The 26260-nt window shown below is 46.1% G+C and carries 23 protein-coding genes and 1 pseudogene; 12 read left to right on the top strand and 12 right to left on the bottom strand.

Going from position 1 to position 26260, the window contains the following annotated elements; translation table 11 throughout:
- Window positions 1-47: 47 nt before the first annotated feature.
- Together JCM2765_RS02270 and JCM2765_RS02265 are read right to left on the bottom strand one after the other, a co-directional pair.
- A complete protein-coding gene (locus tag JCM2765_RS02270) occupies window positions 48-1457 on the bottom strand; it encodes an APC family permease (protein WP_054733257.1) in 1410 nt (469 codons plus the stop codon).
- Between the two features lie 340 nt (window positions 1458-1797).
- Window positions 1798-2733 carry a DMT family transporter gene (locus tag JCM2765_RS02265; RefSeq protein ID WP_054733256.1) on the bottom strand — a complete coding sequence of 312 codons (936 nt, stop codon included), beginning with the start codon at window positions 2731-2733 and terminating at the stop codon, window positions 1798-1800.
- Between the two features lie 277 nt (window positions 2734-3010).
- On the opposite strand from JCM2765_RS02265, the gene JCM2765_RS17765 reads away from it, so the two are divergent.
- From JCM2765_RS17765 to JCM2765_RS02240, 6 genes are all read left to right on the top strand, one after another.
- Window positions 3011-3151 carry a hypothetical protein gene (locus JCM2765_RS17765; protein ID WP_225351922.1) on the top strand — a complete coding sequence of 47 codons (141 nt, stop codon included), beginning with the start codon at window positions 3011-3013 and terminating at the stop codon, window positions 3149-3151.
- Window positions 3152-3174: 23 nt separating this feature from the next.
- Complete coding sequence (locus JCM2765_RS02260; RefSeq protein WP_263849289.1) at window positions 3175-4437, top strand: APC family permease; 1263 nt, start codon at window positions 3175-3177, stop codon at window positions 4435-4437.
- Window positions 4438-4630: 193 nt separating this feature from the next.
- On the top strand, window positions 4631-6478 hold the full coding sequence (locus tag JCM2765_RS02255; RefSeq protein ID WP_054733255.1) for an AAA family ATPase: 1848 nt from the start codon (window positions 4631-4633) through the stop codon (window positions 6476-6478).
- Window positions 6479-6530: 52 nt separating this feature from the next.
- Window positions 6531-7304: a DUF2087 domain-containing protein gene (locus JCM2765_RS02250; RefSeq protein ID WP_225351921.1), complete on the top strand. Its 774-nt coding sequence runs from the start codon at window positions 6531-6533 to the stop codon at window positions 7302-7304.
- A gap of 11 nt (window positions 7305-7315) precedes the next feature.
- Window positions 7316-7675, top strand: coding sequence for a GIY-YIG nuclease family protein (locus tag JCM2765_RS02245; RefSeq protein ID WP_054733249.1), 360 nt, complete (start codon window positions 7316-7318; stop codon window positions 7673-7675).
- Window positions 7676-7677: 2 nt separating this feature from the next.
- On the top strand, window positions 7678-8328 hold the full coding sequence (locus JCM2765_RS02240; protein WP_054733246.1) for a chloramphenicol acetyltransferase: 651 nt from the start codon (window positions 7678-7680) through the stop codon (window positions 8326-8328).
- A 78-nt stretch (window positions 8329-8406) separates the two neighbouring features.
- On the opposite strand, the gene JCM2765_RS02235 is transcribed toward JCM2765_RS02240, so the two are convergent.
- The 6 genes from JCM2765_RS02235 to JCM2765_RS02210 all read right to left on the bottom strand — a co-directional run bounded on the left by JCM2765_RS02235 (window position 8407) and on the right by JCM2765_RS02210 (window position 14551).
- Window positions 8407-9306 (bottom strand): Rgg/GadR/MutR family transcriptional regulator, encoded by a 900-nt coding sequence (locus JCM2765_RS02235; protein ID WP_054733236.1) that lies wholly within the window; start codon window positions 9304-9306, stop codon window positions 8407-8409.
- 39 nt (window positions 9307-9345) lie between these two features.
- Window positions 9346-9810 carry an AP2 domain-containing protein gene (locus JCM2765_RS02230; protein ID WP_054733234.1) on the bottom strand — a complete coding sequence of 155 codons (465 nt, stop codon included), beginning with the start codon at window positions 9808-9810 and terminating at the stop codon, window positions 9346-9348.
- Between the two features lie 736 nt (window positions 9811-10546).
- Window positions 10547-11320, bottom strand: a complete 774-nt coding sequence (locus JCM2765_RS02225; RefSeq protein ID WP_054733233.1) for a hypothetical protein — start codon at window positions 11318-11320, stop codon at window positions 10547-10549.
- On the bottom strand, window positions 11313-12029 hold the full coding sequence (locus JCM2765_RS02220; RefSeq protein WP_054733232.1) for an ATP-binding cassette domain-containing protein: 717 nt from the start codon (window positions 12027-12029) through the stop codon (window positions 11313-11315). The genes JCM2765_RS02225 and JCM2765_RS02220 overlap by 8 nt, the downstream gene beginning before the upstream one ends.
- On the bottom strand, window positions 12026-12397 hold the full coding sequence (locus JCM2765_RS02215) for a GntR family transcriptional regulator (protein WP_054733231.1): 372 nt from the start codon (window positions 12395-12397) through the stop codon (window positions 12026-12028). The genes JCM2765_RS02220 and JCM2765_RS02215 overlap by 4 nt, the downstream gene beginning before the upstream one ends.
- A gap of 1473 nt (window positions 12398-13870) precedes the next feature.
- Window positions 13871-14551 (bottom strand): hypothetical protein, encoded by a 681-nt coding sequence (locus tag JCM2765_RS02210; protein WP_156301643.1) that lies wholly within the window; start codon window positions 14549-14551, stop codon window positions 13871-13873.
- 287 nt (window positions 14552-14838) lie between these two features.
- Here JCM2765_RS02210 and JCM2765_RS02205 point away from each other — a divergent pair, with 287 nt between their 5' ends.
- The 4 genes from JCM2765_RS02205 to JCM2765_RS02195 are packed head-to-tail and all read left to right on the top strand — an operon-like array spanning window position 14839 to window position 18239.
- Complete coding sequence (locus JCM2765_RS02205; RefSeq protein WP_054733229.1) at window positions 14839-16164, top strand: BCCT family transporter; 1326 nt, start codon at window positions 14839-14841, stop codon at window positions 16162-16164.
- A complete protein-coding gene (locus JCM2765_RS18630) occupies window positions 16064-16387 on the top strand; it encodes a BCCT family transporter (RefSeq protein ID WP_263849290.1) in 324 nt (107 codons plus the stop codon). The genes JCM2765_RS02205 and JCM2765_RS18630 overlap by 101 nt, the downstream gene beginning before the upstream one ends.
- 12 nt (window positions 16388-16399) lie before the next feature.
- Complete coding sequence (locus JCM2765_RS16975; protein WP_156301642.1) at window positions 16400-16576, top strand: hypothetical protein; 177 nt, start codon at window positions 16400-16402, stop codon at window positions 16574-16576.
- Between the two features lies 1 nt (window position 16577).
- Entirely contained in the window at window positions 16578-18239 is a 1662-nt protein-coding gene (locus JCM2765_RS02195; protein ID WP_054733223.1) for a choline/carnitine O-acyltransferase, read from the top strand.
- Window positions 18240-18544: 305 nt separating this feature from the next.
- Here the strand turns inward: JCM2765_RS02195 and JCM2765_RS02190 are convergent, their stop codons facing one another.
- Window positions 18545-19231 (bottom strand): matrixin family metalloprotease, encoded by a 687-nt coding sequence (locus tag JCM2765_RS02190; protein ID WP_054733221.1) that lies wholly within the window; start codon window positions 19229-19231, stop codon window positions 18545-18547.
- Between the two features lie 1095 nt (window positions 19232-20326).
- On the opposite strand from JCM2765_RS02190, the pseudogene JCM2765_RS02185 reads away from it, so the two are divergent.
- Window positions 20327-21260 (top strand): annotated as a pseudogene (locus JCM2765_RS02185) (nucleoside hydrolase).
- 81 nt (window positions 21261-21341) lie between these two features.
- On the opposite strand, the gene JCM2765_RS02180 reads toward JCM2765_RS02185, so the two are convergent.
- From JCM2765_RS02180 to JCM2765_RS02170, 3 genes are all read right to left on the bottom strand, one after another.
- Window positions 21342-22043, bottom strand: coding sequence for an EAL domain-containing protein (locus JCM2765_RS02180; protein WP_054733218.1), 702 nt, complete (start codon window positions 22041-22043; stop codon window positions 21342-21344).
- A 305-nt stretch (window positions 22044-22348) separates the two neighbouring features.
- The gene (locus JCM2765_RS02175; RefSeq protein WP_054733215.1) at window positions 22349-23023 is read right to left on the bottom strand and encodes an EAL domain-containing protein; all 675 of its coding nucleotides are present in this window, start codon (window positions 23021-23023) and stop codon (window positions 22349-22351) included.
- Window positions 23005-24165 (bottom strand): GGDEF domain-containing protein, encoded by a 1161-nt coding sequence (locus JCM2765_RS02170; protein WP_054733212.1) that lies wholly within the window; start codon window positions 24163-24165, stop codon window positions 23005-23007. Before JCM2765_RS02170 ends, JCM2765_RS02175 begins: the two co-directional genes overlap by 19 nt.
- 297 nt (window positions 24166-24462) lie before the next feature.
- On the opposite strand from JCM2765_RS02170, the gene JCM2765_RS02165 reads away from it, so the two are divergent.
- Window positions 24463-26250, top strand: a complete 1788-nt coding sequence (locus tag JCM2765_RS02165; RefSeq protein WP_054733209.1) for a bifunctional diguanylate cyclase/phosphodiesterase — start codon at window positions 24463-24465, stop codon at window positions 26248-26250.
- The last annotated feature ends 10 nt before the right edge of the window (window positions 26251-26260 follow it).

Genomic DNA, 26260 nt, shown 5'->3' with positions numbered 1-26260 from the left:
GACAACAAAAAAGCGTAACCGTCAATCAGACAGTTGCGCTTTTATCATTAACGATTCCGAAGCTGACTGTGCCAGACGCCGTAACTTGCGTACAGAATCACGCCAAGTGCGAACCAGATCAAGGAAACAATCCAGGTTTCAGCCGGTAATTGGATCAACATCCAGATGCACAGACCGGCAGAGATGATTGGCAGTACTGGGTACAGTGGGACTTTGAAGCCTTTGTTTTCAATGTCTTTGCGTTTCCGAAGTGGTAAGACCCCAATTGACATCATGGTGAAGGCAATCAACGTGCCGATGTTAACCAATTGCGTTAAGCGATCAAGGGAAACTAACCCACCCATGATGGCAATCACAATGGTAACGGCAGCTAAACTGTGACTTGGTACTTGGTGCTTAGCTTCAACCTTCCCAAGACCCTTTGGTAACAAACCGTCCCGGCCGATTGAGTAGATCAACCGTGATGAGCTGTAGATCATGGAAAGCATCATCGTGAACATCCCGGCTAAGGCGCCGATTGAAATAATCCCGGCAACCCAGTTTTGGTTAACTAACTGTAACGCATATGAAACTGGGGCAGCCACGTTTAACTTAGTGTAGGAAACCATCCCGGTCAATACTGCGGCAACAGCCATGTAAAGCAACGTACAAATGATCAACGTGCCGATAATCCCAATTGGCATGTTCTTGCGAGGATTTTTCACTTCAGCGGCTGAAGCTGACACACAATCAAACCCAAGGTAAGCGTAGAACACTAATGAGGCGCCACGCATGATCCCGTGTGAGCCGTATGGGGCAAATGGTGACCAGTTGCTTGGCTTAACGTAGAACATCCCGACAACAACGAACAATAGAATAATAACAATTTTAGCAACAACGATAATATTGTTGATCCGTGTTGACGTCTTAACCCCTTGCGTTAACAGTAAGGCAATCGCTAAAACAATCACAATCGCAAAGATGTTGATATAAGTCCCATGAGCAGGGTCAAAACTCCCCGTGATTGCCTTAGGAACCGTAATGCCCATACCCTTTAAGAACGATACCAGATAAGCCGACCACCCTGTTGAAACGGCAGCCACCGATAACATGTATTCCAAAATTAAAGCCCAACCAATGACCCAGCCAATGAATTCGCCGAAGACGATGTTGCCGTATGAATAAGCACTCCCAGCAACTGGTAAAGCTGATGAGAACTCAGCGTAACACATTGCGGCCGTTGCACAAACCAGTGCTGCCATCACGAATGACATTACGATGCCAGGGCCACTGTACAACGCAGCAACCGTCCCGGGTAAGATAAAGATCCCGGTTCCGATAACCGTCCCAACCCCGAGTAACAGTAAGTCCTTTGCGTCCATCGTCTTCGTCAACCGACTATCCTTATCCAAGTAGCGGTCAAGCGTTTCTTTTTTGGTCAGTCGTCCGACCAATCGGTTAATTGCCGTATTTTCCATAATTATTTCTTCCTTCCCCTAAAACCCAAACGTTATTTTCTGAAAATAAAAACGCACCGGGGAATAGTCCACCGGTGCGTTATTCACCGGAAAGACAGCCGAAGCGTTCCGCCTAGCCATCTTTCCAATCAGTTAAGAGTCTACCATGTCAAAAGGCAACTTCTCTAACTTACTGGTCGATCGCCAGGCTTGTTAAAGAAGAAGCTAAATCGCTGCGTTGCATTACTGTGATTTTGAATTGACATTATCAGCACTCCCTCGTTTTTTGTTGTTGCCTATTATAAAGGATTTATTAAGAGTTTGTCAACATTCAAATTTAATTTTAATTTTCAATCGACACTCAACGCCCGACTTGTTCCACGGTGGGTAGCTGTTCTGGCGCTCGACGACCCCGTTGCAATAAGTAAATCGCCACCACAACCAAAACGGCGCCTAGTGCTTCCACCCAGCTTAACTGTAGACCTAAGAATAGCACGCTCAACACAAAGGTCACCACCGGTTGCGCGGCGTCTAAGATACTAATCACATCCGACGGCGCAAATTGGGCACTGTACAGCAATAAACAGAACGGTAAAATCGTTCCAACGATGATCACCGTCCCCATCGAGGCTACCAAACTTAACGTCACCTGAGGGGCATCGTGCCAAATCGGGCGGTAACTATTAAACAGCACACCGGCAATCAGCGTACCCCAACCGAGGATCACAATTGGTGAAACCCCCGCCTTAACGATTGCCCGGGGTAGCACAACGTAAAGGGCCGCAGTCAGGCCGGAACCGATGCCCCACAATAGTGCATTCATCGGAATCGCAAGCTGTGACACATCGCCCTTAGTAATTGCCAAAAAGACGCCTAACGCCGACACGATAAACGCAATTAAATCACTACGTAGCGGCCATTCTCGCTTAAATAAAAGACTTCCAATTACGATAAATAACGGGCTTAAATACTGAAGAATCGTTGCCGCTGCCGCGGTTCCAGTCTGAACTGACAGGTAGAACGTCATTAAGTTCGCCATCAAACCGAAAACAGCGTAGGCAACTAGCCAACCAATCAGGCGCGGTTGTCGAAACAGTGCAAAGGTTGCACCCCGTTCCTTAATCAGCGCCACCCCGATAAGGATCACGCCGGCGCCAAGTGTTCGGGCCGATAAGAACCAGTCTGCCGGTAACTGCTGGTCTTGAGAAATAAACTGTAACACGGTGCCAGAGATGCCCCACATGGTGCTGGCAATCAGCGCTAAAAAGATCCCTTTGGTAATCTGGGTTGTCCGCATACTAATAACGACTCCTTATGCTCTAAATTAGGTATCAGTTTAACAAGTTATCGTGAAATCCCCGTGGAAATCACGGGAAAACTTTCTCATAACTAAAACATTAGTTTAGTATAGTATCATTTTTATCGTTTAATCACCCTAACGAGGTCGTCATCGTTGACGCCTTAATCAAATTCAGGTACGATACAGTTTCTAGAAACAATTCGATTAAAGACAGCACGTGAATGTAAGCGTATTCAAAGAGTGCTGTTAACCTGACCAACAGGAGGAATTCTCTATGTCAGATACACCAAAGCGTAACGTCAGTACCGTTAGTTTGATTTCACTTGGTGCTGGCGGCACAATCGGTAGCGTTGGATCTATACCAACAGTCAGTTCTTTGCGGACTACGGTGCTGGAGGTGAAATTTTTGGGCTAGCGTTAGCCATGTGTCTTGCGATCATGGCATCCCTGTCTTTCGCAGAACTCGCAACTTTGTTTGTCCGTTCAGGTGGTGAAGTTGTGTTTGGCTACGTGGCATTTGGTAAACGCGGCGCCCTCTTTGCCGCTTGGACGTTAATGGGTGGTTACTTAAGTGCGCTGGGTTTCTACGTGACCGCGTCTAGTATCCTGATTGCCCAACTATTTCCCGCCATCGGTAATGGCCCCGGATACACCTTCGCAGGCGTTCGGGTATCCTACTTCGAACTTGGACTAGGGATCCTCATTACGCTGATTATTTTCAGCATCACCTACCGAGGCGCTAAGCTTACGGGAAATATTCAAAGCGTGATGATGGTGGGACTGGTTATTTTAGGACTCGTTTTAATGGTGGTCGGTTTTACTCGCGGCTCTAGTCATAACTTCTGGCCGGCGTTCGCTACTCACCAACAACCGGCACCCGCCATCATCCGTTTCGTGCTCCCTGCCATGACATTTTTAACGGGCTGGGAGTCAGTCGCCACCATGGCCGAGGAAGCCCGCATGCCCGCTCGAAAAATCGGGCTGATCGTGATTGCTTCGATCGTTGTTGCGGCCACCTATTACATCGGCGTTCTACTGTCGTCCGCTTGGATCTGGCCGTGGCAGCAAACTGCTAAATTCAGCATGGGCACCATCGATGCCTTCAAGGCGGCTGGTTACCCAATTCTCGGCACCGTGGCGTTTACGATTGCGGTACTGGGCTTACTCACCAGCTTCTTGAACCTCTTTTCCGCATCATCTCGGCTCCTCTTTTCATTAGCCCGAGGCCACATGTTACCAAAGCCGTTAGCCAAGTTACATCCTAAATACGGAACGCCAACGAACGCCCTCTGGCTGGTGTTGGTCCTCGTTTTAGGCATCGGCTGGCTCGGTAAGGGGGCGTTGGTGTACTTCTTGGATATGGGCGGCTTCTTGATTGCCCTAGCTTGGGCGTTTAGTGCCCTGTGTCTGATTCAAACTCGACGTCTCTACCCCACACTCACCGGTGGTTTCCGAAATAAAACCTTATTATGGCCAACGCTGGGCGGTATCGCGGCCCTCGCCATTGCCATTATTACGTTAGTTCCCGGTACTGCCGTATCCCTCGTTTGGCCGTATGAGTACCTGATTCTGGGGCTCTGGGCGTTGCTTGGACTGGCTGGCTACGTTTGGTCACGCCACCACGTTGTGACTGCTGACGAGTTGTTAGGCACCAAAATTATGGCTGATTTGCAGGCTAACGAGCGGCAGACTGCGGATTAACTACAATAGCACTAAAAAGGCGTCCCTATTTACTAGAGACGCCTTTTTGGTGCTGTCATTAATACCGAACCATTCTTCCATAGTTATTATAACATACCCCAAAATCCAAAAACAGACTACCACTTTCCCCTCAACCTGCTACACTGGGACTACTGTCAATTTTGCTATTACGACCCACAAAGGAGACCCGCCGATGGATGAACAGACTCGCTTGACCCGGACATACAACTACTTAGGCACCGAAATCACCAGACTCACAACGGTGATTCAAGACCTCGAGGAAGCTGCCAAACAGACTAAAATCGACTTGGCCCACGATACGCGGTTGAATCTCAATTCCTACACGGATACGCTGGACACCTTTGCCAACATCGAAAGCGGCAACCGTCAAATCGATACCTTAAATGCAAAAGTTGACATTGCCCATTCCAACCGTGATAAAGCCACGTTGCTTCAACCGCAGGCCTACTTTGCGCGAGTTGATCTGGCATTTCCGGATGAAGCACCTGAGGCATTTTATATCGGTAAAGTTGGCTACCTTGACTCGGATGGCGATAATCTGATCTACGATTGGCGGACACCCGTTGCGGATACCTATTACGCGAACCAGCAGGGTGCAACCAGCTATCTGGCACACGGCTGCGAAATTCACGTTGACCTTTCCTTGCGGCGTCAATTAGTCGTTGATCACGACCACCTGACCGCCTACTTTGATAATCAGGGGGCCCTCAACGACCCGGTTCTCCTCAACATCTTGGCGGCAGATCACGCTGGTGGCCTTCAAGACATTACGACTACGATTCAAACCGAGCAAAACGACATTATCCGAAATACCACCGCTGACGTGCTCATCGTGGACGGCGTTGCCGGTAGTGGCAAAACATCCGTCCTGTTACAGCGAATCGCTTATCTGCGCTACATTTATCGCGAACAGTGGACCGCCGCTGATTTCTTACTGTTAACGCCGAGTCCGGTGTTTGCCCAATATATCAAGGACGTTCTCCCTGCCCTCGGCGAAACCAATCCCATGGCCACGACCCTCGACCACTTTCTTGCTCAGTTGGGGCACTACTTCGGCCTTACGATCACCTCGACTAGTCAGCGAAATCACCGCTTAACTGAACTTGATCACGCATTGGATCAAGTGGATTTTAACCTAAGCGTGCCCGGTTATGCGCAAACGCCCACTGATCAGTCGGTCCGTCAGCGTCTGCGCCTTGTTTGGCGAAAACTAGTTGCAACTGACCAACAACCTGAGGCCTTTAACGATTGGCTCGACTGGGAGCAACTACAGGTCGACCTTGGCCTTCCAACACCACTGACCGACTACCAACAACTGTACCTTCTCTTGCAGATGACCAACTACCATCAAGATGCGGTCAAGGCGCTGTTCGTCGATGAAGCGCAGGACTATACGGCCGATCAACTGCTATTCATCCGCCAGTTATTTAACCACGCTCACATCACCTTGGTGGGCGATCATAATCAAGTACTCAGCACCACTGGCAACGACTACGCCCAATTAGCATCATTTTTCGACGCACCTAAGCGGGTCGTTACGCGACTACGGCTACTCACCAGTTATCGGGCGACTGGCGCTATTACCCGGTATTTTGGTCAATTCGGACAAACCCACAACGCCTCTTTAATCAAACCAGTTCAACCCGATGGCGCAACGCCCGTAACGTTGCCTGGACTGAGTACGACCGATTTGATTGACCAGTTAACAAGCTATCGAGCTCAGGGTGGCTCGGTTGCCATCATCACGCCAACGACTACTGAGGCACAAGCGCTCTATGACCATCTGACAAGCCAAAACTTTACCGACTGTACACTTGTCACTGACGCCTCACGAACGGTGACTGAGGCCACCGTTCAATGCTTACCGCTTAAAATTGCGAAGGGCCTCGAATTTGATCACGTGTTGCTAAGCCACTTTAACGCCCCTGAGTACCAAGTGCCCATTTACGGTGACCATCGCCGTTACGTGGCAGCTTCCCGAGCTACTCAGACATTGTTAGTGGTTGAAGCGCAACTATAAACTAAAAAAGTCGTGAATCCTAACCAGATTCACGACTTTTTTAGTTTTTTTGTTGACAAATACCGTAAACTCACGTATAAATGTTTACATAATCAATAAACAAAAAGGAGGCATCATCACCATCGACCTCACTCATCTTACACCAGCAGAACTGACTCAAGGCTATCACCAACAAGCCCAATTGCTCCTCTGTAACCACTGCCGGTTTACCTGTCCCGCCAGTGACGTGACGGCAATGCAACGACACCTGACCCATCAGCATCAAGGCGCCGTCAACGCGTTACTTCAATCAACCTCCAAATACAACACGCTAACGGCCACCCAACGCGACCTCTTAACGGCCTTCGCCAGTGGTGACAAGGATAAACTGATTGCCGAACAACTCGACCTCAGTCCCTCAACGGTGCGCCACCAAAAGTTTACCTTCCGAGAGAAGGCCAAGCGCGCCAAACTCTACTTAGCACAGTATGAAGCCATCTTTGAGGACTCATCGACCAGCATGTTACCGATTCCACCCAGCATCACGCATCCGGACGATCGGTTCAAGATTTCAGAAACCGACTATGCAACGCTGGTTCAAAAATACTTTGATTTCAGTCAGCCTACCCCGGTCTTGACCCAACTACCCAAAGGTGAAAAGAAGTTGATCACGCTGCTGTATCGTATCAGCGAAGAACTCGACTTTGACCGACACTATTCGACCGCTGAGATCAACTCGGTGCTCAAGCCCATCTACTTCGACTATGGGTTACTTGAGCGCTACCTCGTGGACTACGGCTTTGTGGCTCGAACACCTGATGGTCGCGATTACTGGCGCATTTTTTAAAGGAGATTTCCATGACGACCCCAACTCGAAAACAACTGATTCAAGATTACAAGCTTCAGCCAACTTATTACGGTGTGATTCAGATTACGAATACCGTTAACCATAAAATCTACATTGATACGGTTCCCAACACCAAGAATCGTTGGGCCTACTATAAAGTGAACTTAAACAACCACTTCTACGCCAACTCCCCACTTCAAGCAGACTGGGAAGCTTACGGCGAGGACGCCTTTACCTTCGACATCCTCTGGGAAGAAAAAACCGACGCTGTTTTAAACCTGCGTGAAACCCTCAAAAAACTAAAGAAAGATTGGTTTGACCGCCTTCAACCCTTTGGCGACCGCGGTTACAATAAACCATTGAGACATTGATCATGACTTTTACCCCAATTGACTTAAACACGTGGCCTCGCCGCGATTACTTTTACTACTTCACCAAAATGATGCCCACCGGCTTTAACGTTACCGTGGACGTTGACGTCACGGCAACCTATGCGGCTTTGAAAGAAACCAACCATAAATTTTTCCCGGCCTACCTCTACCTGGTTACTAAACTGATCAGTCAACAACCTGAATTCATGGTGATCCGTCAGGGTGAACAACTTGGCTACCTTGACCATTTGACGCCATCCTATTCCCTGTTCCACGAAGATGATCACACGATTTCTGGGATGTGGACAGCATACGATCCCGATTTTGAAACTTTCTACCAAGCCTATCTCGATGATGCCGCTAAGTATCAGGATCAACACGGCGCCGTTGCGAAGCCTGATCAACCAGCGGATGCCTACATGATTAACTTGATGCCTTGGCTGCATTTTAACAGTTACACCCCACTGACCTTTAATGGATTACCCAACTACCTACCAACCATTGAAGCGGGTCAATTTCAGATCAAAGACGGCCGCCGAACGATGCCAGTTTCCTTTACCATTCATCACGCGGTGGCGGACGGCTACCACGTTAGTCAATTCTTTGAGCATTTTCAGCAAGCGTTGAACGCCCCCGAAAACTGGTTGAACTGACCAAACCTAAAAATTCCCACTACATTCAAAACGAATGCAGTGGGAATTTTTTAATTTACTGACAGCTGATCAAATCCGTTATGCCAGCCACGCTTCCAACAACCGTTCATAGTGTTGCATCCGCTGACCTTCCTCTGGTTCAACAACCTTGCCCGCCAATTTAACCAACTGCCGAGCCTCATTGATCAACACTGGATTCCGCTCGCCTTGACGATAAGCAATGAAGTCTTGATACATCGCAAAGTAGATGCCATCCAGCAACGCTGTTTCAGGGACTTCGACTTGTTCGGCGATTTGAACGAACTTTTTAAAATACCGGTAATCATGGTTCTCCAACGTTGTTAAAATCACCGTGTTCATCACAGCAACTGCAGTCGTTTTGGACGCCAATGATGCCGGCGTGCGCTTAGCTGCCTTCGTTACTCGCGGCAACAGTGCATCAATCGTTTCACACGGAAGCAGTTTACAAATTGCTTGAAATAATAATAGCTCGTACTGATACCACTCTTCAATGTCAAACAGGTAGGTCGACAGAATCTTTAAATTCTCCGCTGTTTCGGTAATGTGGTGCGTTCGCTGGTACTCTTGATACAACTCAACCTTAAGGACGTTATGATAATCGCCAAGCGTCGGCGTCTTTTCATAAGTTTCTTTAAGCTGCACAACTAACTGATCTAACTGCGCCTGGCTTAATGACCTTAACGCACCGTGACCGCGCTCAACACAGGGAAGTAGCTGGGGCCACTGTGCTGCCAGTTCAACGGAAAATTCCGCCACGCCCACCTGTAGTCGATCCAGAAACGCGAACAAATTACTCACCGTCGTATCGTGTTCACCGTTTTCAAAGCGAAAATAACTTGAACGCGATACGATGCCGGTATAGACATCCTTCGCCTTTAGGCCCTTCTTTTCACGAATCTGTTTAACGGTTATTCCGGTATAGCTTAGTTTCCGCGTATGACGCTGATCTGCAGTCACGGACGCCCCCTCCTCTCTCACCACTATTGTGAGGTCGTTTCAACGGCCCCAGTAGCGTTTCTCAGCCAGTTTACGTGCTTGAACGGCTTCAGCCATCGTGTCAAAGCTCTTTAACAAAACGTAGTGCCCCTGATACATCAGCCGTGCGAACCATTTTCCATCGGCCTTGTTATAGGAGACCCCCACGATACCAGATTTATTGCGTTGCGACTTTTTAACTGACGAATACGGAATCCCCTGCTCATCGACTAAGGATTCTGCTCGTCCCATTTGACTGACAAATCCCGTATTGGTCACGTAATTTTGCTTTGAAATTTCCCGTCGTAAACAGCCACAGCTCTTGGTTTGGCCTGAACGTAATAACGCCCCGTCCACCACGGTTTGATTCCCACAATCACACTGACAACGCCACAGGAGGTCATGGTTACCGGGATTGTGCCCGGCCTGTGACAGGACAACTAACCGGCCAAACCGTTTTCCTGTCATTTCAATTTTTCGACTCATTGATTCACCCCGTCACCTATTATTAAAAATCGGTGCATGTTTCGGGTAGTCCGATAACATGCAGCCTACAACTGTCGTTAGGTTGCACTGATGGCCCGCTCAACGGTCATCAGGGTATCGGTCAGATAAAATCCATTCTTTATTCGACTTATACATTCGCTGCTTATCGAAATAGCTGCGCCACGCTCATGACCCAACTAGACCAATAACGGCCACTAGTCTTACCCTTATTATAAAATAACAACAAACTCATTAAAATCGAAAACCCTCGCGCTAAATAATAAACCGACATGCTGTTAAATCATATATACCATAAAATGAATCATTTGAGAGAAAACGGTGCATATTTGCAACGTTAGAGCGTGAAACGGGGCGCTTAGAAGGTGGTGTGGTAGGCGGCTTAAGCGAAACTGCCGTTCTTTGGCAGTTTTACTTAAGTCGCCTGCCATGCAACCTTCTGCCCCGTTTCACGCGTTTCGGCACAGTCGCCCAACCCCACCACCTAAACCAATTCCCCCAACATCCCCGATCACCCTCAACCTAACCGCCCAACCGTGCCGAAACCAACGTCATCGCAATCCACGTCGCCTAAACCTCTTTTGACCAACCAGTGCGCAACCACCAGCCACAACACCGCCTAATGGCTGACCAATCCCTGCATTTTCCAACACCATCACCCGTAGCAACACAAAAAAGCCCAGCCAGCACAACCATGCCAACTGAGCCCAATCTCATTCTAAATCACGGCTTCAACCCACCGCTTCATCAACCAAACACTAACGGCCGCTTCGATCGCTGCAAACAGGAGCATCCCAATCAAACTACCGATCACCTGTACATAACCGCTGCTGAGGTTGATGCCGTCAACCAAGTTTCCGTAAAGACCAAACGCCACACCAGCAACTCTGACAACGGCCCAAATCACCACAATGTACAGACCTAAACGGACGAACCGCTGGCCGGTCACCGGTAACTTAACCGTGATTGCCATGATCACTAAATGAATCAACGAAACGGAAGTGAAGAATAGGATAACCGCCGCAATCATCATCACGATCACCACCAACACAATGACCCAAACTGGTGGTAGCTTCATGGTACCCGACACATCAATTCGGCCAAAATCATTGATGAAACTCTGCCAATCCAGTGCAATACCAATTCCATGGAGTACTGCTTGTAGCACCATCGCGTACCCCCACGCTAGCATCGTTGTGAACAAATTAGTTGAATAGAGTTTGGTATCACTGACTGGAATCAACCGAGTGGCACTGCTGATCAACACAAACTCGTTATCCCGCGTCAGGAAAATCGTCAAAACGACCCAAAAAATGACGCCTAATCCACCAATCGTTGATTCAACATCGGTAGCGGTTAAGCTGGTCGCCTTAGTAAAAAACTCGACCAATAGTGTGACTACAAGCGCAATCAGCTCAATCAGGATTGCCCGCGTCACCAACCGAAGTTTCCGGCCCACCAATGCGCGGTTTAACTGCCCAAAACTAGTCATTGACGGCACCCCCTTCATAAAGTCCTTCATAGTAAGCTTCAATGCCAATACCAAATTCTTCACGGATACTATCCGCTGAGCGATGTACCGCAATGGTTTGATCTTTGATTACCACAATGTCGTCTAAGATTGGTGCAATTTCAGAAACATAGTGGTCGCTAATGATCATCAGCGCCGCTTCCGGCTTCCACTGAATGATACTATTAATGATCTTTTTACGGCTCATACTATCGATTCCGCTAAACGGTTCATCTAATAAGTAGATATCCGTCTGTCGAGCCAACGTCAACGTAATCACGAATTTTTCTTTCGTCCCCTTTGACAGTGCTGATAACTTTTGGAGTGGATCCAATTGCAAGAAGTTCGCCAGCTCTTGGTATTTTTCATAATCAAAATCCGGATAAGCGTGCTGATAAAAGGCCACGATTTCCTGTAACTTCGACTGTTTAGGGAACCAGTTTAACTGGTCACTGAAACTGACGGTTGCCCGCTTAGCTGCTGCGTTCGTTGTTGTCTGATTCGTAATGATCTCGCCCTGATTCGTTTTAGCGAGTCCTGAGATCAACCGCATCAAAGTCGTCTTCCCGGCTCCGTTCTCACCTAACAGGCCAACGATTTTACCCGCTTCAACAGTCAATGACACGTTCGTCAAAATTGGTTTTTGGTTCCGTTTATATGTGAGTTGCTTAATTGCCAATGCCGTGGTCATTTTACCGCCCCCTTCGTTTGCATAAATTGTTCAAGATCCGCCAAAATTTCTTCATCGCTAATGTTGAGTCGATGTAATTGGTCGTATAAAGTTGCTAAATGTTGTGTTACAAGTTCTTGTTTTAACTGATTGATCGTTTCGACATCCGTTGTCACGAAATTTCCCTTCCCCCGTTGTGAATAAATGACTGCTTCGCTGATCATCTCACTCAGTGCCCGTTGAACCGTATTTACGTTAACCGTCAACTCAACTGCTAATTGTCGAACTGCCGGTAACTTCTCGCCGGGTTTTAACGCGCCAGAAATAATTTTGTCGTAAATCACCGTTTTAATCTGATAGTAAATCGGGATCTTATCATTAAATTCCATTTGAACTCGCCTCCTCAATGTGTACTATCTTTCTAGTACACTATAACACTATTACAAAATATTGCCAACTCTTGCTTCAAAAACAGCCTAAATTGGCACTTGTAATCAAAACTAATTGTCATCAACTTCATCACTATTCTGTAACGTTTTTGAAATATTACAGACTTGTCACATTTAACGATTGATTAACCAGGTTAATCAATTATCGGGACATTTTTTAATTTATAAGTACTATATTCACTGATATAACAGTAATTGCATCATACAATTAGATGGCAAATAGTCGCCTATTATCGCAATTTAATCGCCTATAATTAATTCATATTAACAACTATTCATGGCATAAACTAGTATTTTTACTGTAACAGTTACGTGTTTGTTATGCCATCTTCACACTTTCTTCACAATTAGGCTTTATATTAATAGCATACCTAATATTTAAACAATAGATTTTAGATATTAAGTAAGCTTTTTCATTTTACTCCTCCAAAGTAAAATTAATATTTTCGTGAACCCCATCACGAAAATGCCTACTCCTATGTGTAAAACCTGTCCTCCCCCGGACAGGTTTTCTTTTTGTCTTTTTTCCTAAAAACAGCATAAAAAAGCGTCCGCACAATCACCAATCAGTGATCGTGCGGACGCTTTTTTAATGAGATGGTGCCACAAGCAACTCATAGCACCAGATTCATTAATTCCTCCAAGAATTAACGTCGCTGACTCTATATGTGCTGCGCAGAACTGCGCTAACCTACAAACGTACCGAATGACCAATCGATATCCCCATATCGATCTTAGCAACAACAGTGGCCTCCAACCATGGTGGACGATACTATCAGGGGCGTCCAATCCCCAATCAATTTCAGACTCCATATCTGAAACGATATACTCAAAGGTTAGTGACTCCACTCAACTAAACCTTCAAACACGCGATAGCATCTTCAACTCTCATAGTAGGCTTTTTCATTTCGTCATCCCTACCATCTCTGTTTCCCCCGGAAATGGCAGCGATTTCTTAAATAAGAACAAAAAACGACCCATCATTGGCAAGCATTACTGCTCCCAAGAACGGGTCGTGTCTTAGCAATTAACTAAAACTGAGCATTTACATTCAATTACAAGTTTTTGTTCTTAGTTATGAAGTGATTTTAGCATAGTTTTTTAACAAACACAATCTTATATTAATAAAAAAGACAAATATTATTGGATGTCGCACTAAACTTGTCATATCAAGGGTTAGTTTCGTTTCTAGTCAATCGATTTACTAAAAAAGCACCTTTTTTTACAAAAAATCAATAGATAAATACTAATCAATTTCATAATTTATTCACGTTAATTTAACTCACACATTCACTTTCAACGCCCACCAGTAGTGCTATTTGTAGCAATTACTGCGGTTTAAACCCTACAAATAGGCGAACAAGTTCACATCATAACCTACTCTACCCGATTTTTCATTACGAATTACGGCTCTTAGCTCAACCACGAATCTAACCAAAACCGTTTTTGCGTAATCACCTCAGCCGCGGTTTCAGCAATCGCCTGTCGTGATAGGAACTGTCCGTTAGTCGAGACTCGTTGTTTAAAGTTAGCAACTCGGTCATCCGCGTCAGAGACAACCCACTTCATTGCGTCTAACTGTAGCAAAATCACAATGAGATCCAGCCCCGACTGAGTTGGTGTCAGCGTTGTTAATTGATTGGTTAGCCAATCCACCATTTGTTGTCGGCTACTACTCGTTGGTTCGTAGATGACGTGTGGTTTCAAATTATTTTGAAAAATAACCCGTTCAACTCGCTTCTCTTCTAGTAGCTCCGCGCCCACCGCATCATAAGTACTATTAGCAACATCCCAGCTCGTAATTAGTGATAATGATGTTTCAAGCGCGTTATCCGGTTGTGTCTTTTGGATGTCACGCTTTAAATCACCCAGCGAATCTGGCAGGCCTGCTAATCGTGCGGCATCACGAACGACTAATCGCTGGTTCTCAACGCCAAGTACCCCTTGTGTAATTAGATCAAAGATCGCCGCCAACACAAAATACGCCTGATTCGTAAATCGGGTTCTCAATAGTGGTTTTTGTTCAATTCGCTCCGTTAACAATAAAAATCGACTCGCAGTCGCTAGCATCGTCATCATCATTCCCCATTTCAAACTAGTTTCTTCTTCAGAATACCACGTTTTTCTTGAAGGTGGGTAACGGCAACCGGCACTATCCAAAACTATACCATTTTCGATAATGGCTTATATTTTTGATTATATATATCGAATGAAACATGAATTCCATTATGCCAACATTACATGAAAACCAACTGAAAAAAGCCTCGATTTTCGAGTAAAAATCCATGACTAAGTCAATCTCTCATGCGATAATATCCGCATAAGAGAGCGATTGACGTCACTTGTTTTTCAGACATTTATCGAAAAGAGGGGAATTATTTATGAAGCGTTTATTAGGGAAAAACGCCACCGTTTTTTGGGGTTCCATTATCTTTACCGGAATCTTTTCTATTTGGGCCGTTGCTAGACCAATTGGCATGACATCGACCCTTTGGCACTGGCTCGGACTATACAACCAGACCTTTAGCTGGTTTACGATGCCGATGCCGATCATCTTACTTTTTATTTGCCTATATTTAGCGTTCGGCAAGTTCGGTCACGTTAAGTTAGGTCGACCCGAAGACAAACCTGAACTGAGCACCTTCGCCTGGATCGGTACGTTATTTACTGCCGGCATTGGGATTGGCATCGTTAATTTCGGGGTGGCCGAGCCCCTTGTTCACTACCTGCAATCACCACAAGGAATCGCTGCAGCTGGGACCTCACCAGCACAAGCAGCCGAAAATGGGTTCAAATATAGTATGTTCATTTGGGGACTCCCCGCTTGGGCCATTTATACGATGGCTGGGCTAGTCATTGGTTATTTTGCCTATTATAAAGGTGCTAAATTTCTGCCAGGGACCCCAATTGAAAACGGCTTTTCTGATAAAAAGTGGGGTCACTCCGTTGCGATGATCACCAGTATCACCGCTGCCGGTGCGGCCTCCCTCACGATTGCCGCCCACATTGCGATTGGTATCTTTCAGATGCAAAACGCTTTTACTGCCATTACTGGCCAAAAATTCGAACAACTTTCTGATTCATTAATTTTACTCGTCATTATGTTTGTGATTTATACCGGCGCTGCCGTTCTACCGATTCAAAAAGGAATGGGCCGCTTGGGCGAAATCAATACCATCGTTGCAATTGGTCTCATGATTTTCGTTTTCCTGCTCAGCGACGCCCCAATGATTATGCGTCTTGTCACGGAAAATATTCGTCATGCCTTCTTGGATGTGGTTCCAGTTGCCTTTACCACCTTCCCCTTCCAAGACCAAACTTGGTTTGATTCATGGCCGAACACCATCACCATTTGGTGGGTTTCTTGGACCCCGTTTTTAGGCATCTTCATTGCTAGAATCTCCAAGGGTCGTACCATCCGCCAAATCGTGACAATGTCGATCTTAGTCCCAACGTTCTTTTTGATTATCTGGTTTAGTGTCTTTGCTGGTAACGGTTTTTGGGATGCCTTTTTCGGCGATGGCAAGATTTTGAAATTTATCGCCGAAAATCCCGAACGTCTACCTGTCATTCATCATGGTTCTGCAACAACTACCAGGCTTCAGTATCACCGGAATTGTATTCTTACTTCTGGTTGTCATCTTCTTGGCAACGGCAACGACGTCATCCATGATCTCAATCAGTATCATGACCAGCAACGGTCCTGAAAACGCGCCTCGTAATCGCACGATTCTCTGGTCGATCATCACCACGATGATTGCGTTCGCGAACATCGTGACCGGCACCCTCGATGGCATCAAAGCTGTTGGTGTCATTATCGGGATTCCGTTCATGTTCTTCATCTTTCTTTCAATTTCAGGTATGTACCGTCAGATGCAGGCTGATTACAAGGCCGGCCTGATCACTCGTCCACGTCGCCAAGATCAATAGGAGGTTACGATTATGCTTGCAATCATTCAACTTGCGACAAAACTGGTTCCAAAACCAGATTTCCCGTGGGATAAAACCCTCACTCACCAGTCATACGGCCAAAACTTAATTGGGTCGTTACTCATTATTGGTTTTATTGCCTTGATTGGCTGGATCGTTAAACTCGCCTTTGAAGAAAAGAGGGACTAATATGACTGGCAAATATACAACCGAGCTCATTAACAAGCTCCCTAAACTACCACTTCCAGAACTTTCCGACACCCTTTCTCGCCTCATTGAGTGGTTGACGCCGCTTTTAGGGACTGCCGAGCAGGCCAAGTTAGCACAGTTAATCTCAGATTTTGAACAAACCGATGCCCCATATCTACAAGCTAAACTTGTCCAACATTGGCAAGAAACTAACGCCAGCTGGCTTGCGCCGCTTTGGCGAACAAGTTACCTCACCAGTCGCGCACCCATTCAGAGCACTTCTAACTTTGCGCTAACGATTGCCCCCACCTCCCTGCCAGAACTTGAACCGATCGTTTTAGCAGCCCGCTTACTTCAGAATTTTGCCAAACAGTACTACCGGTACGCTAGTGAGGAGGCGCCAGTTGAAACGACTCGTTCTGGGATGCCATTAGACATGAGTTACTACCAAAATTTCTTTCGCACGCAACGACTTCCCCAACCTAACCAAGACCGATTAACGCACTACCGCCCAACACTCACTGATGTGGAAGTCACTGTGATTGTTCGCAACACCGTTTATCAACTTCAAGTCATCGACGCCGATGGTCAAATTGCGTCACTTTCGGCTTTAACGGAAAACTTACGCAACATTTTAGCGCTTCAAAAACGAGATCCATTCTTCATTGGCAGTTACACCGGACTTGATCGCGACACTGCCGCAGAGATCCATGACCAGCTTCGCGCTGACCCCTTAAATCGTGCAAACTTAAATCGAATCAGTAACAGTATTCTCACGTTAACACTCGCCAATCGTGAAGAATCAGCAAGCCTCAAAAGGACGCTTTTAGGGCCTCATAACCAATTCTTTGATAAGACCCTACAACTAGTCCTAGACGGCGAGAACGGGCTCGGAATTGCCTTTGAGCACAGTGATATCGATGGGGTGCCGGCACTCAATTTGATTTCAGAAGTCGTTAATGATTTGAGCCACCCCGATCATGACCAAATTGGCATCTCTCAGGTGACTGAACTCAATTGGCACCTCAATCATTTCGAAAAAGAAGCCCTCGTTGAAGCTGAACATCATAACCAAACCATTGCGGATCAACTCGAATTTGCGGCGGCCGCAATCTCGACTTTCGGTAAAACTCAGTTAAAAGCGCTTGGCGTCAGTCCAGACGCATTTTTCCACACCGCATTAGCTCTCGCAGAATACCGCATCACCGGTGGTTGGCGGAGCATCTACGAACCCGTTTCGATGCGCGGGTTCTATCAAGGACGAACTGAAAATGCTCGTGGAATCAACGCTGGCAAAAAAGCGTTCGTTGAGGCCTTTACTACTGACCAGCGTGATGACACCGTTAAAGCGGCCTTTGATACTGCCGTAGCCGAACACTCAGAGCGAATCAAACTCGCACAACAAGGTTTCGGCGTTGAACGTCACCTCCTTGGCCTACGAGAGATGATGTTAGCGAATGGGGGTGCGAACGCTTTTCCGGCCGCAGCTGCATTTTTTAATAGCGACTTGTTAGCGCAACTTCAAACGGATTTTTTCTCAACAACTGGAATTCCTTATGACATCATCGATAATTTTTCATTTGCCCCGACTAGCGAAGATGGTTACGGCATTTACTATGGCATTTTAGCGATAAGATTCTCCTCACCGTATCGGCTTGGGTAACGAACGCCTTTAACGCTAAAGAACTCGCTGATGTTATTGTTGCTAGTACCCAAGAAGTTTTCGATTGGTTGTCATCAATTAATCATTAATCATGATAATCCAAAAATGGGACTCAAATTTCAGATTTAGAAATTCGAGTCCCGTTTTTGAATTATTGTTTTAGACCTAATAAAATTAGGTTTTATCGCTTATTTCTTTCAAACAACCCGGCTGTCTCTAACCGTTTGCTTGTCGCATCCTAGTTAATCCATCTCACCCCTGAGCTAGATTAGACTAACGATCCGCTTTATTTCAAAAATATCAGCTTATTTGTAGCTTTGAGCCAAACCCTTAACATCAGAAGTGGTAATGGTTTGATCACGAGTTGCGTAGTACATGATAGCGTGCTTTGGTGTTGCATGTTCCAACCCTAAAGCATGGCCCAATTCATGTTCAGCAACGTGGGCCCGTTCAACTTGTGAGTAGTGGTACTTCGTTGAAACATCACGGTAAACGTATGACTTAGCACTTGCCAAAACCTTCAAGCCGTTTAATGACTTGTTGCTGTAGTATGACGAGTAAGTTACACCAACGACACCGGCTGCGGCACTCTTAGGTGCGTTGCTAGTAGCCAAGTTAATGTCAGCCTTACCAGTAGTAGGAACCAAGTTAACGACACCGGCTTTGTTCCAGTGACTAACTGCGGCGTTCCAAACAGCCTTGTAGTAAGAAGAACTACCACTGATCTTGTAAGTGATCGTCTTGCTAGTCCAACGTTTTGCAGCTGGTGTTGAAGCAGTTGAACCGCTACCCTTGATAGCGTATGACATACTCTTCAATGATACGGTTTTAGCAGCTTGAACATCGTGCTTAACGGCTTCCGTTGCATCAACATCGGTAGTGATTTGAGCACGAGTGGCACTCTTAGTTTGAACTGGTGATACAAAACTCAAAACTGCAATTAAAGTAACTGCTGCGACTGCGATTAATAAACTTAATGAACGTTTCTTCATGAACTGATAGGTCTCCTTTTATTAAAACCAGAGTTATTTACTATCAGCTTTTTCGTTCAGCTCCAAAATCAATCGTACATTATAGATGTAATGTACTTCCCATATGAAACAGGTGAAACAAAATAAAGTTGTCCCCGTGTAGTTGGTTATTGACCCCCCAATAAGTAACACAACAACAGTATGCTATCATGGGCTTTCGGCGATTACCATTACAGCAAAGTTACAAAAAATGAGCCAAAATCTTTGTGAAAATGGTACTTGAAGCATTTCAACAATTCCCCGGACTATAAGCATTGTTATATCAACGTTTAAGTCAGTTTTGATGGTTTCTAAATTGCTTGGTCAAATATGAAGATTCTGTGAAGTTTTCAGTGAATTTTTTTTTTAAAAAATAACAAAAAACGATCCACTACGACATATAACACTCGTAATGGGTCGTTTTTTAGTTTATTAATCGCTCTTTAAATTACAAATTTGAGGTTATTACCGCTTTTCAGGTCTGGGTATTGAGGACAATTGACGGAGACATCGTCAATTACCACGATCAATGAACCTGAAGAGCCACTCTTTAATCGACGAAAATCGTCGGCCGAATTTGTTACAGTTAACTGGGGGGTCACCATTTAACTACAAGTGTTGGAACAACTTTACAAAAGGTAATTTAGTTATGAAGTTTGCATTCAATTTCTTAAAAAATAGCCCTGAAAGCACAACGACCCGGCCAGGTCTCTCTCCTGTCCGGGTCGTGTCACTAAAATGTTGACTTTAGTGCTGAGCAATTTTATTTAATTAATTAAACACAACTTACGTTCACAGTTTATTATACATATCCCTTATTCGATTAGCAAGGACTTTTTTAACTTTTTTTGTTACTTAGTCTTTTTTCGGTAAGCGCTTTACTAATTGAACGACTGTAAATAAAGACGTAAACCTTGCTAACACTGAGATTTTTTAAAGTCTAGGTTGATTATTAGTTAATGGTAATTGATTGATTTTTGATACTGCCTACTTGTAGATTGATGAGCTAGCTTGTCACCCGCTTGACCATGACTAGCTTTTTAGTCATACTAAAACAAAACTGCTAGGAGGCACACTATGCGCAACGTTTATTTTGACCACGACGGCAACGTCGATGACTTAGTTTCCTTACTACTATTACTTCAAATGCCAGATGTGAACTTACTGGGGGTTGGCGTAATCGATGCCGATGGTTACGTGGAACCGGCTTCATCGGCTTCCCGAAAAATTATCGACCGGTTCGGCCACGAGGGGCGCAAGCCAACGGCCGTTGCAAGATCAAATTCTCGGGCCGTTCACCAATTTCCGAAAGAATGGCGTCTAAGTGCCTTTTCATTCGATGACTTTCCAATTTTAAACGAACATGGTGCGCCTAAAACACCGTTGGCAGATCAACCCGCTCACCTCGACATGATTACTAAGATCAAAGCGTCGGCGCAACCCGTTACCCTCGTGATGACCGGTCCTTTAACCGATCTTGCTCGGGCACTTGCCGTTGATCCAACCATTGTCGATAACATTGACCGCCTCTTTTGGATGGGCGGCGCGATGAATAACCAGGCAACGTTGCCGAACCCGAACAGGATGGCACGATGGAATGGAACGCCTACTGGGACGCGGAGGCCGTTAAAGCCGTCTGGGAATCACCACTTAACATCACGGTCGTCAGTCTTGATAGTACTGATCAAGTCCCATTGACCCCAGAATTGCGAGCACGCTGGGCAACCCAACGGCGCTACCCGGCTATTGATCTCATCGGTCAGGGATACTCGCTAGTTCATTCATTTGAAGCCAACTCGACCTACTACCTCTGGGACGTTTGACAACCTTAGTCAGTCGCTACCCTGAACTCGTTGATTCAAAACCAATTAAGAGTGATGTGATTGCCGAAGGGCCGGCTGCGGGCCGAACTTTCATCAGTGAAACTGGTCGTGACGTGACCTTTGTCACCAACGTTCATGCCGATGCATTTTTTGATCAAATTGACGCATTAGCCAAACTGGCTGACTAATCGCTTCATTATAAACCAATTTAAAACGCATCCAGAGCTCCGAAACGGGAATTCTGGATGCCGTTTTTATTATAATTGCAATTACTCATAATCATCAAATACCGAAATTTGCGGTTCAGCCAGTAGTCGCGTGGGCTTCCCTAAATAATAACCCTGAATAATTTCACACGGGTAGTCGCGGCGCACCTGCTCCAGTTCCGCTTTGCTCTCCACGCCTTCAATGGCAATCGTCTTGTGCTGTTCCTGTGCAAATTGGTACCAAAAATCCAACTGATCGGCAATGTCGTCGATTGCGTTAAAGGGCCGTAAATTTTGAAAGGCAAACTTGTACTCGTTCACATACTCATCGAGCTTAAGGGCTAAGTTCAAGGTGTTCACGCCCGTCCCAACGTCATCAATACATACCAGTAGTCCTAACGCTGAAAACCGCTTTGCTCCTGCTAATAATTGGTCGCTTGTTACTTGCGGATTCGAGCGTTCTGTTAACTCCGTATAAATTTTAACTGAAGTTGTCGCTTGCACCCGTGCAACCATCTCAGCGTATTCGGACTGAATAAACTGAGACTGCTCCAGATTAAACGAGATCAATTGAATCGTTTCAGGAACCTGACTGAGGGTGGTGGTTAACAAGGATTCAATTTCAGTTGCCGTAATGGCATCGAAATCGGTTGGTAGTACCCAGCGATGATCCTGATACTCACGAATAAATAGCTCATACCCAACTGGTTGTTGATTATCCGCTGTAACACCCGAAAACTTTGGTTGTCTAAAAAACGTGAACACGGCGCCCTCACTTCCTTTCTAAATGATGCCGTCTTTTTTCAAAGCACTAGCAATCTCGTTATCACACGATCAATTAATGGTAGACCATTTCAATTAACAACCGGTATTCAGCTCAGGATACAAAAGAACCCGGATACCAAAACCAACCATTAACCATAATTATATTCTAACATGTGTCTTCATTCAGGCCAATAAAACTTTAATTAATTAGGCTTTTCACGTTCATTTGTCACTAATAACAATTTGGCCCAACAACGGTTGATAATCGTTGCCATCACGGCCGTCATCGATGCTATACCAATCACTTATAATCGTGGTAATTCCGGTTGTGCATAGAAATTGCCTTGGACGTAATTAATCGCCAGTTGTTTAGCAAACTGCTCATCATTGACGCTATCGATTCCAGAAAGCATCAGCCGTACGCCGGCCTCTGTGGTTAATTGCTGCCACTCATGGATGAACTGAATCACATCGTTGCGTTGCGGATACTGATCCCGAAGTTTCTGCAAATCAAACTTAACCACATTCACCTCTGGTAAAGCCCGGCGCAACATTGCTCGTCGAGGTGAGGTTAGCACGTCCAACCACGGCATCGATAATAACCAGATATGTTGGGATCGGTAACGTCGCAGCTGTGCTTTAAACGCATCCGTCTTTCCAAGTTGTTTTACCTGAATCACCAACCGTTTCGGATACTGCGCGTTCGCAAATTGAATCAGCGCATCCGCCAACCGTGGATCTAAAAATTGCTCATCCGATAAACTTAAAATGACATCGCCCGGCAACTTATCAATCGTCGCTTGCGCCATTTCAAGGAGCACCTCGCTAATCGTTGGAAATACCAGTACCTGCTGCCAATAACCCACCTGCTGGTCAAAAAGTTGAATCTGGAGTTCGTTGGCCTTGGTCTCACCCGTTGCTAACTCAACAACCGGCTGAGAATAGTAATCGTAAACGTTCATCAACGTCTGGTGATCCACTGTCGCCAATGATTGACCATCGATGGTAACGGTATCTCGTCCCCGACGTTTGGATAGATATAGCTGTCATCAGAGCGCTTAATGGCATCATCAATTGCACGATCATCAGGTCTTAGCTGGGTCACGCCCGCCGAAATCGACAATCGCAATTGTGATTGCTGAAACTGAAACCGCCGTTCTCGAATTCGTTGCCAACAATCCTGAACTAACGCTGTCGCTTCATCTTGGTGGGTCACCGTCATTAATAGACTAAATTCTTCACCACCGGTTCGGTAGACGGTCGCCGGAAACGACTGACTGGCCGCCTGACTTTTGAGAATTGCCGCCACTTCCTGCAACATTCGGTCACCCGCTAAGTGGCCAAAATCATCATTGACGGCTTTGAAATAATCAATGTCCACCATTGCGAGCATCGTGAGTTGTGATTGGGTGCTCACCGTATCCGCAGCCACCATTAAATCTTCTCTAAACTGAGAAAAACTCAGCGTTTGCGTCAAATCATCAATTGTCGCGCGTTTCTCCAGCCGTTGCTGATCGCGGTGCCGGCGTTCCCAATCTCGCCAGAAAAAGAAAATACTCGTCATCATTGCCAGCAACGTTAACAATGACCGCAATAATGCCTCGGCACGAACGTTACTCTGTGGCAACCAGAAAATCGCCCAAGCGCCCAAAATTAACAGTAAGTGCAATGAGTAATGGCGTCGCATCACGGGCTGAAAGACCCGGACTAACCCGAGTCCAACCACTAGCGCAGCGATATTCAACCAGATACTAAGCACTGTTTCGTGGCCAATAATGAGCTGTTGGCCAAAGAAACCCAACAACATCAGGACCCTGAGCAAATAGTCGCTGATCTTCAGGTGATCATCTAGCAACGCCGCCACTAAAATGACAAACGCCACGTTATCAAAAAATCGCGGACTGGTTGCATGACTGACTTTGGCAATCATCATGAGCACGACAACCACCAGATTCATCAGCGGCAAAACTAGCCGGATCGCGTTCTGAGATAGCCGTGCCGTCCATTGCGCTTGATAGCGGCCACTAACTAACTGCCAGCCATAGCCCGCATAAACAATGTAGCCGGTAATCATCCCGACCGATAGCAGCAGGTGGACGATCCATAATTCCCAGTGCGCCATTTCAATCACCTTTCCGTTACAAAGTAGATACTCTGTTTATAGTACCTGATTCCATAGCAATTGTGAAGACTCGTCCGGCTTGGGCACACACCGTTGTATACTTCAATTCCTGCTTAACCTGACTTAAACAATGCCGTTAGCCCTGATTTAAGTTTAACGATGAGTTTATTTTATCTTATCCAGTTCTGTATTTTAACTAATTCATGCTATACTTGTGACACTATCTATTACTTGTAACTTCATCACCGGCGCTCAACTTGAACGTCGTTATTTTGCACGCAAAGGACGTCATCACTTATGGGATTCTTCCGCTGGTTAGCCGACCTCTCGACCTCCATCCTGTTTATCGTTGGCTACATTACCTACTACAATCAAATCTGGCACACTGCAATGAACCATACCGGCGTTTCACCAACAAAACGGCGGCAACGGCTCAGTTTTTTAATGCTCTTCATTGCCATTGTCCTTCAATTCGCATTGTGGGTCGATCCCAGCAATTATCGCATTTACGAAAACATCCAACTCTTTGTCCTCGTGTTCCCACTTCTTGATGACCACGTGACCCGCTCCGGGTACCTGTTTCGATGTGGCGCTTTGCTGGCCTTTTGGGTCTTCAACCACCTTGGCAGTTCGTTAACGCCACTATTGGTCGGTGTCGCCGTTGCAATCATCACAATGGCGGTCATCTACCGCTGGCAAACGATTTGTCACTATAACGCCGCTGCTAATGGCGCTGTTGCACTCGTGATTTCAAATGCCTACTGGATCACCAGCATCCGAACCCTTACCCTCACCACACTGGGACTAGTTGCAACGTTCATGCTGATCAACCTCTTCAACTACTTTTACTGGTTGTCCCTGTATCGTCAGGATCGTCAACATGACCGGCTTGAACAACGAGCAAACTTCGATGCGCTAACGAATGCTAAAACCTACGCCCTTTTTCGGCGTGATATTCAACACTATATCAGTCAGGCACACCAGAATCAGACACCATTAACCTTAGCGATGCTTGATATTGACCACTTCAAAACCATTAACGACCGCTACGGCCATCTGGCTGGCAATATCATTTTGACTGCCGTTTTGACCCGGCTAAAGCAGTCGCTAAGTACGCATCCCAACGTGACCTATCAGGTTTATCGAACTGGTGGCGAAGAGTTTAACCTCATTTTTCCAGATCAAGCGCCTGATGCCATTCTTCCCATCTTAAAGGACTGCTGGCAGGCCATTCGACGCACCCCCTTCACGGTCGGTGATGATGACATTGCCGTAACACTGTCTGCTGGCCTGACGGGATTTAGACGGCTCACCGACACTGCCGATACCCTTTATAAACGCGTCGATGATAATCTCTATCAATCTAAGCACCGCGGTCGTGATACCATCACCCAAGACGGTCACACCCTGTGGCAAAGCGACCGCCCAATTACTAACTTTCTCTGGGCGCTCGTGGCGCAACCCATCGTTGATTTGGATCACCAAGCAAGTTTAGGTACCGAAGTTTCCACCCAGCATTTTAACAACGAAGCGAAACGTTGGCAGCTTCTGCCGCAATCAATTTTATCCAGTCAGGTCTTTATGTCGTTTCTAATGACCTCATTGCGACACACAAACACGGATCAGGTCGTGATCTACACGCCAACGAGTCGCTTCATCGATCCAGCGATCACGACCGAAATTGCCCAAGCAATCACCGACCACGCATGGATCAACGAAGCTGTCGTGTTATTCCGACTTGACCTGGACCACTTAACCGAGATTCAACAGGCCATTCCACGCTACCACCAAGTGCACCTCAAGCTTACCATCTTAGTGGATGACGCAACGACTGCCTTAACTGATCTGCCTCCATTCCTGTCAAAGGTCGATGGCATCACCTACCGACTCTGCCACGATGAACATGGGATAGCTAAAACTAGTCAGCAGTCATTGTTCGCCCTTAAACAACTGGCCGACCAACACCACGTCTACTTGACTTTGAAGAATATGCAAACAACTAAGGATCTGGCACTGGCGCAAAGCATCGGCATTCACATTGGGCAAGGCACGTTCTTTACGCATCGATTGTTACCAGAGTTATAGTTGCGTGTCC

Source organism: Secundilactobacillus similis DSM 23365 = JCM 2765 (assembly GCF_001311075.1).
GTDB lineage: Bacteria > Bacillota > Bacilli > Lactobacillales > Lactobacillaceae > Secundilactobacillus > Secundilactobacillus similis.
The sequence above is the reverse complement of the archived record's forward strand: the minus strand, read 5'-3'. Positions and strand labels throughout refer to the sequence as shown.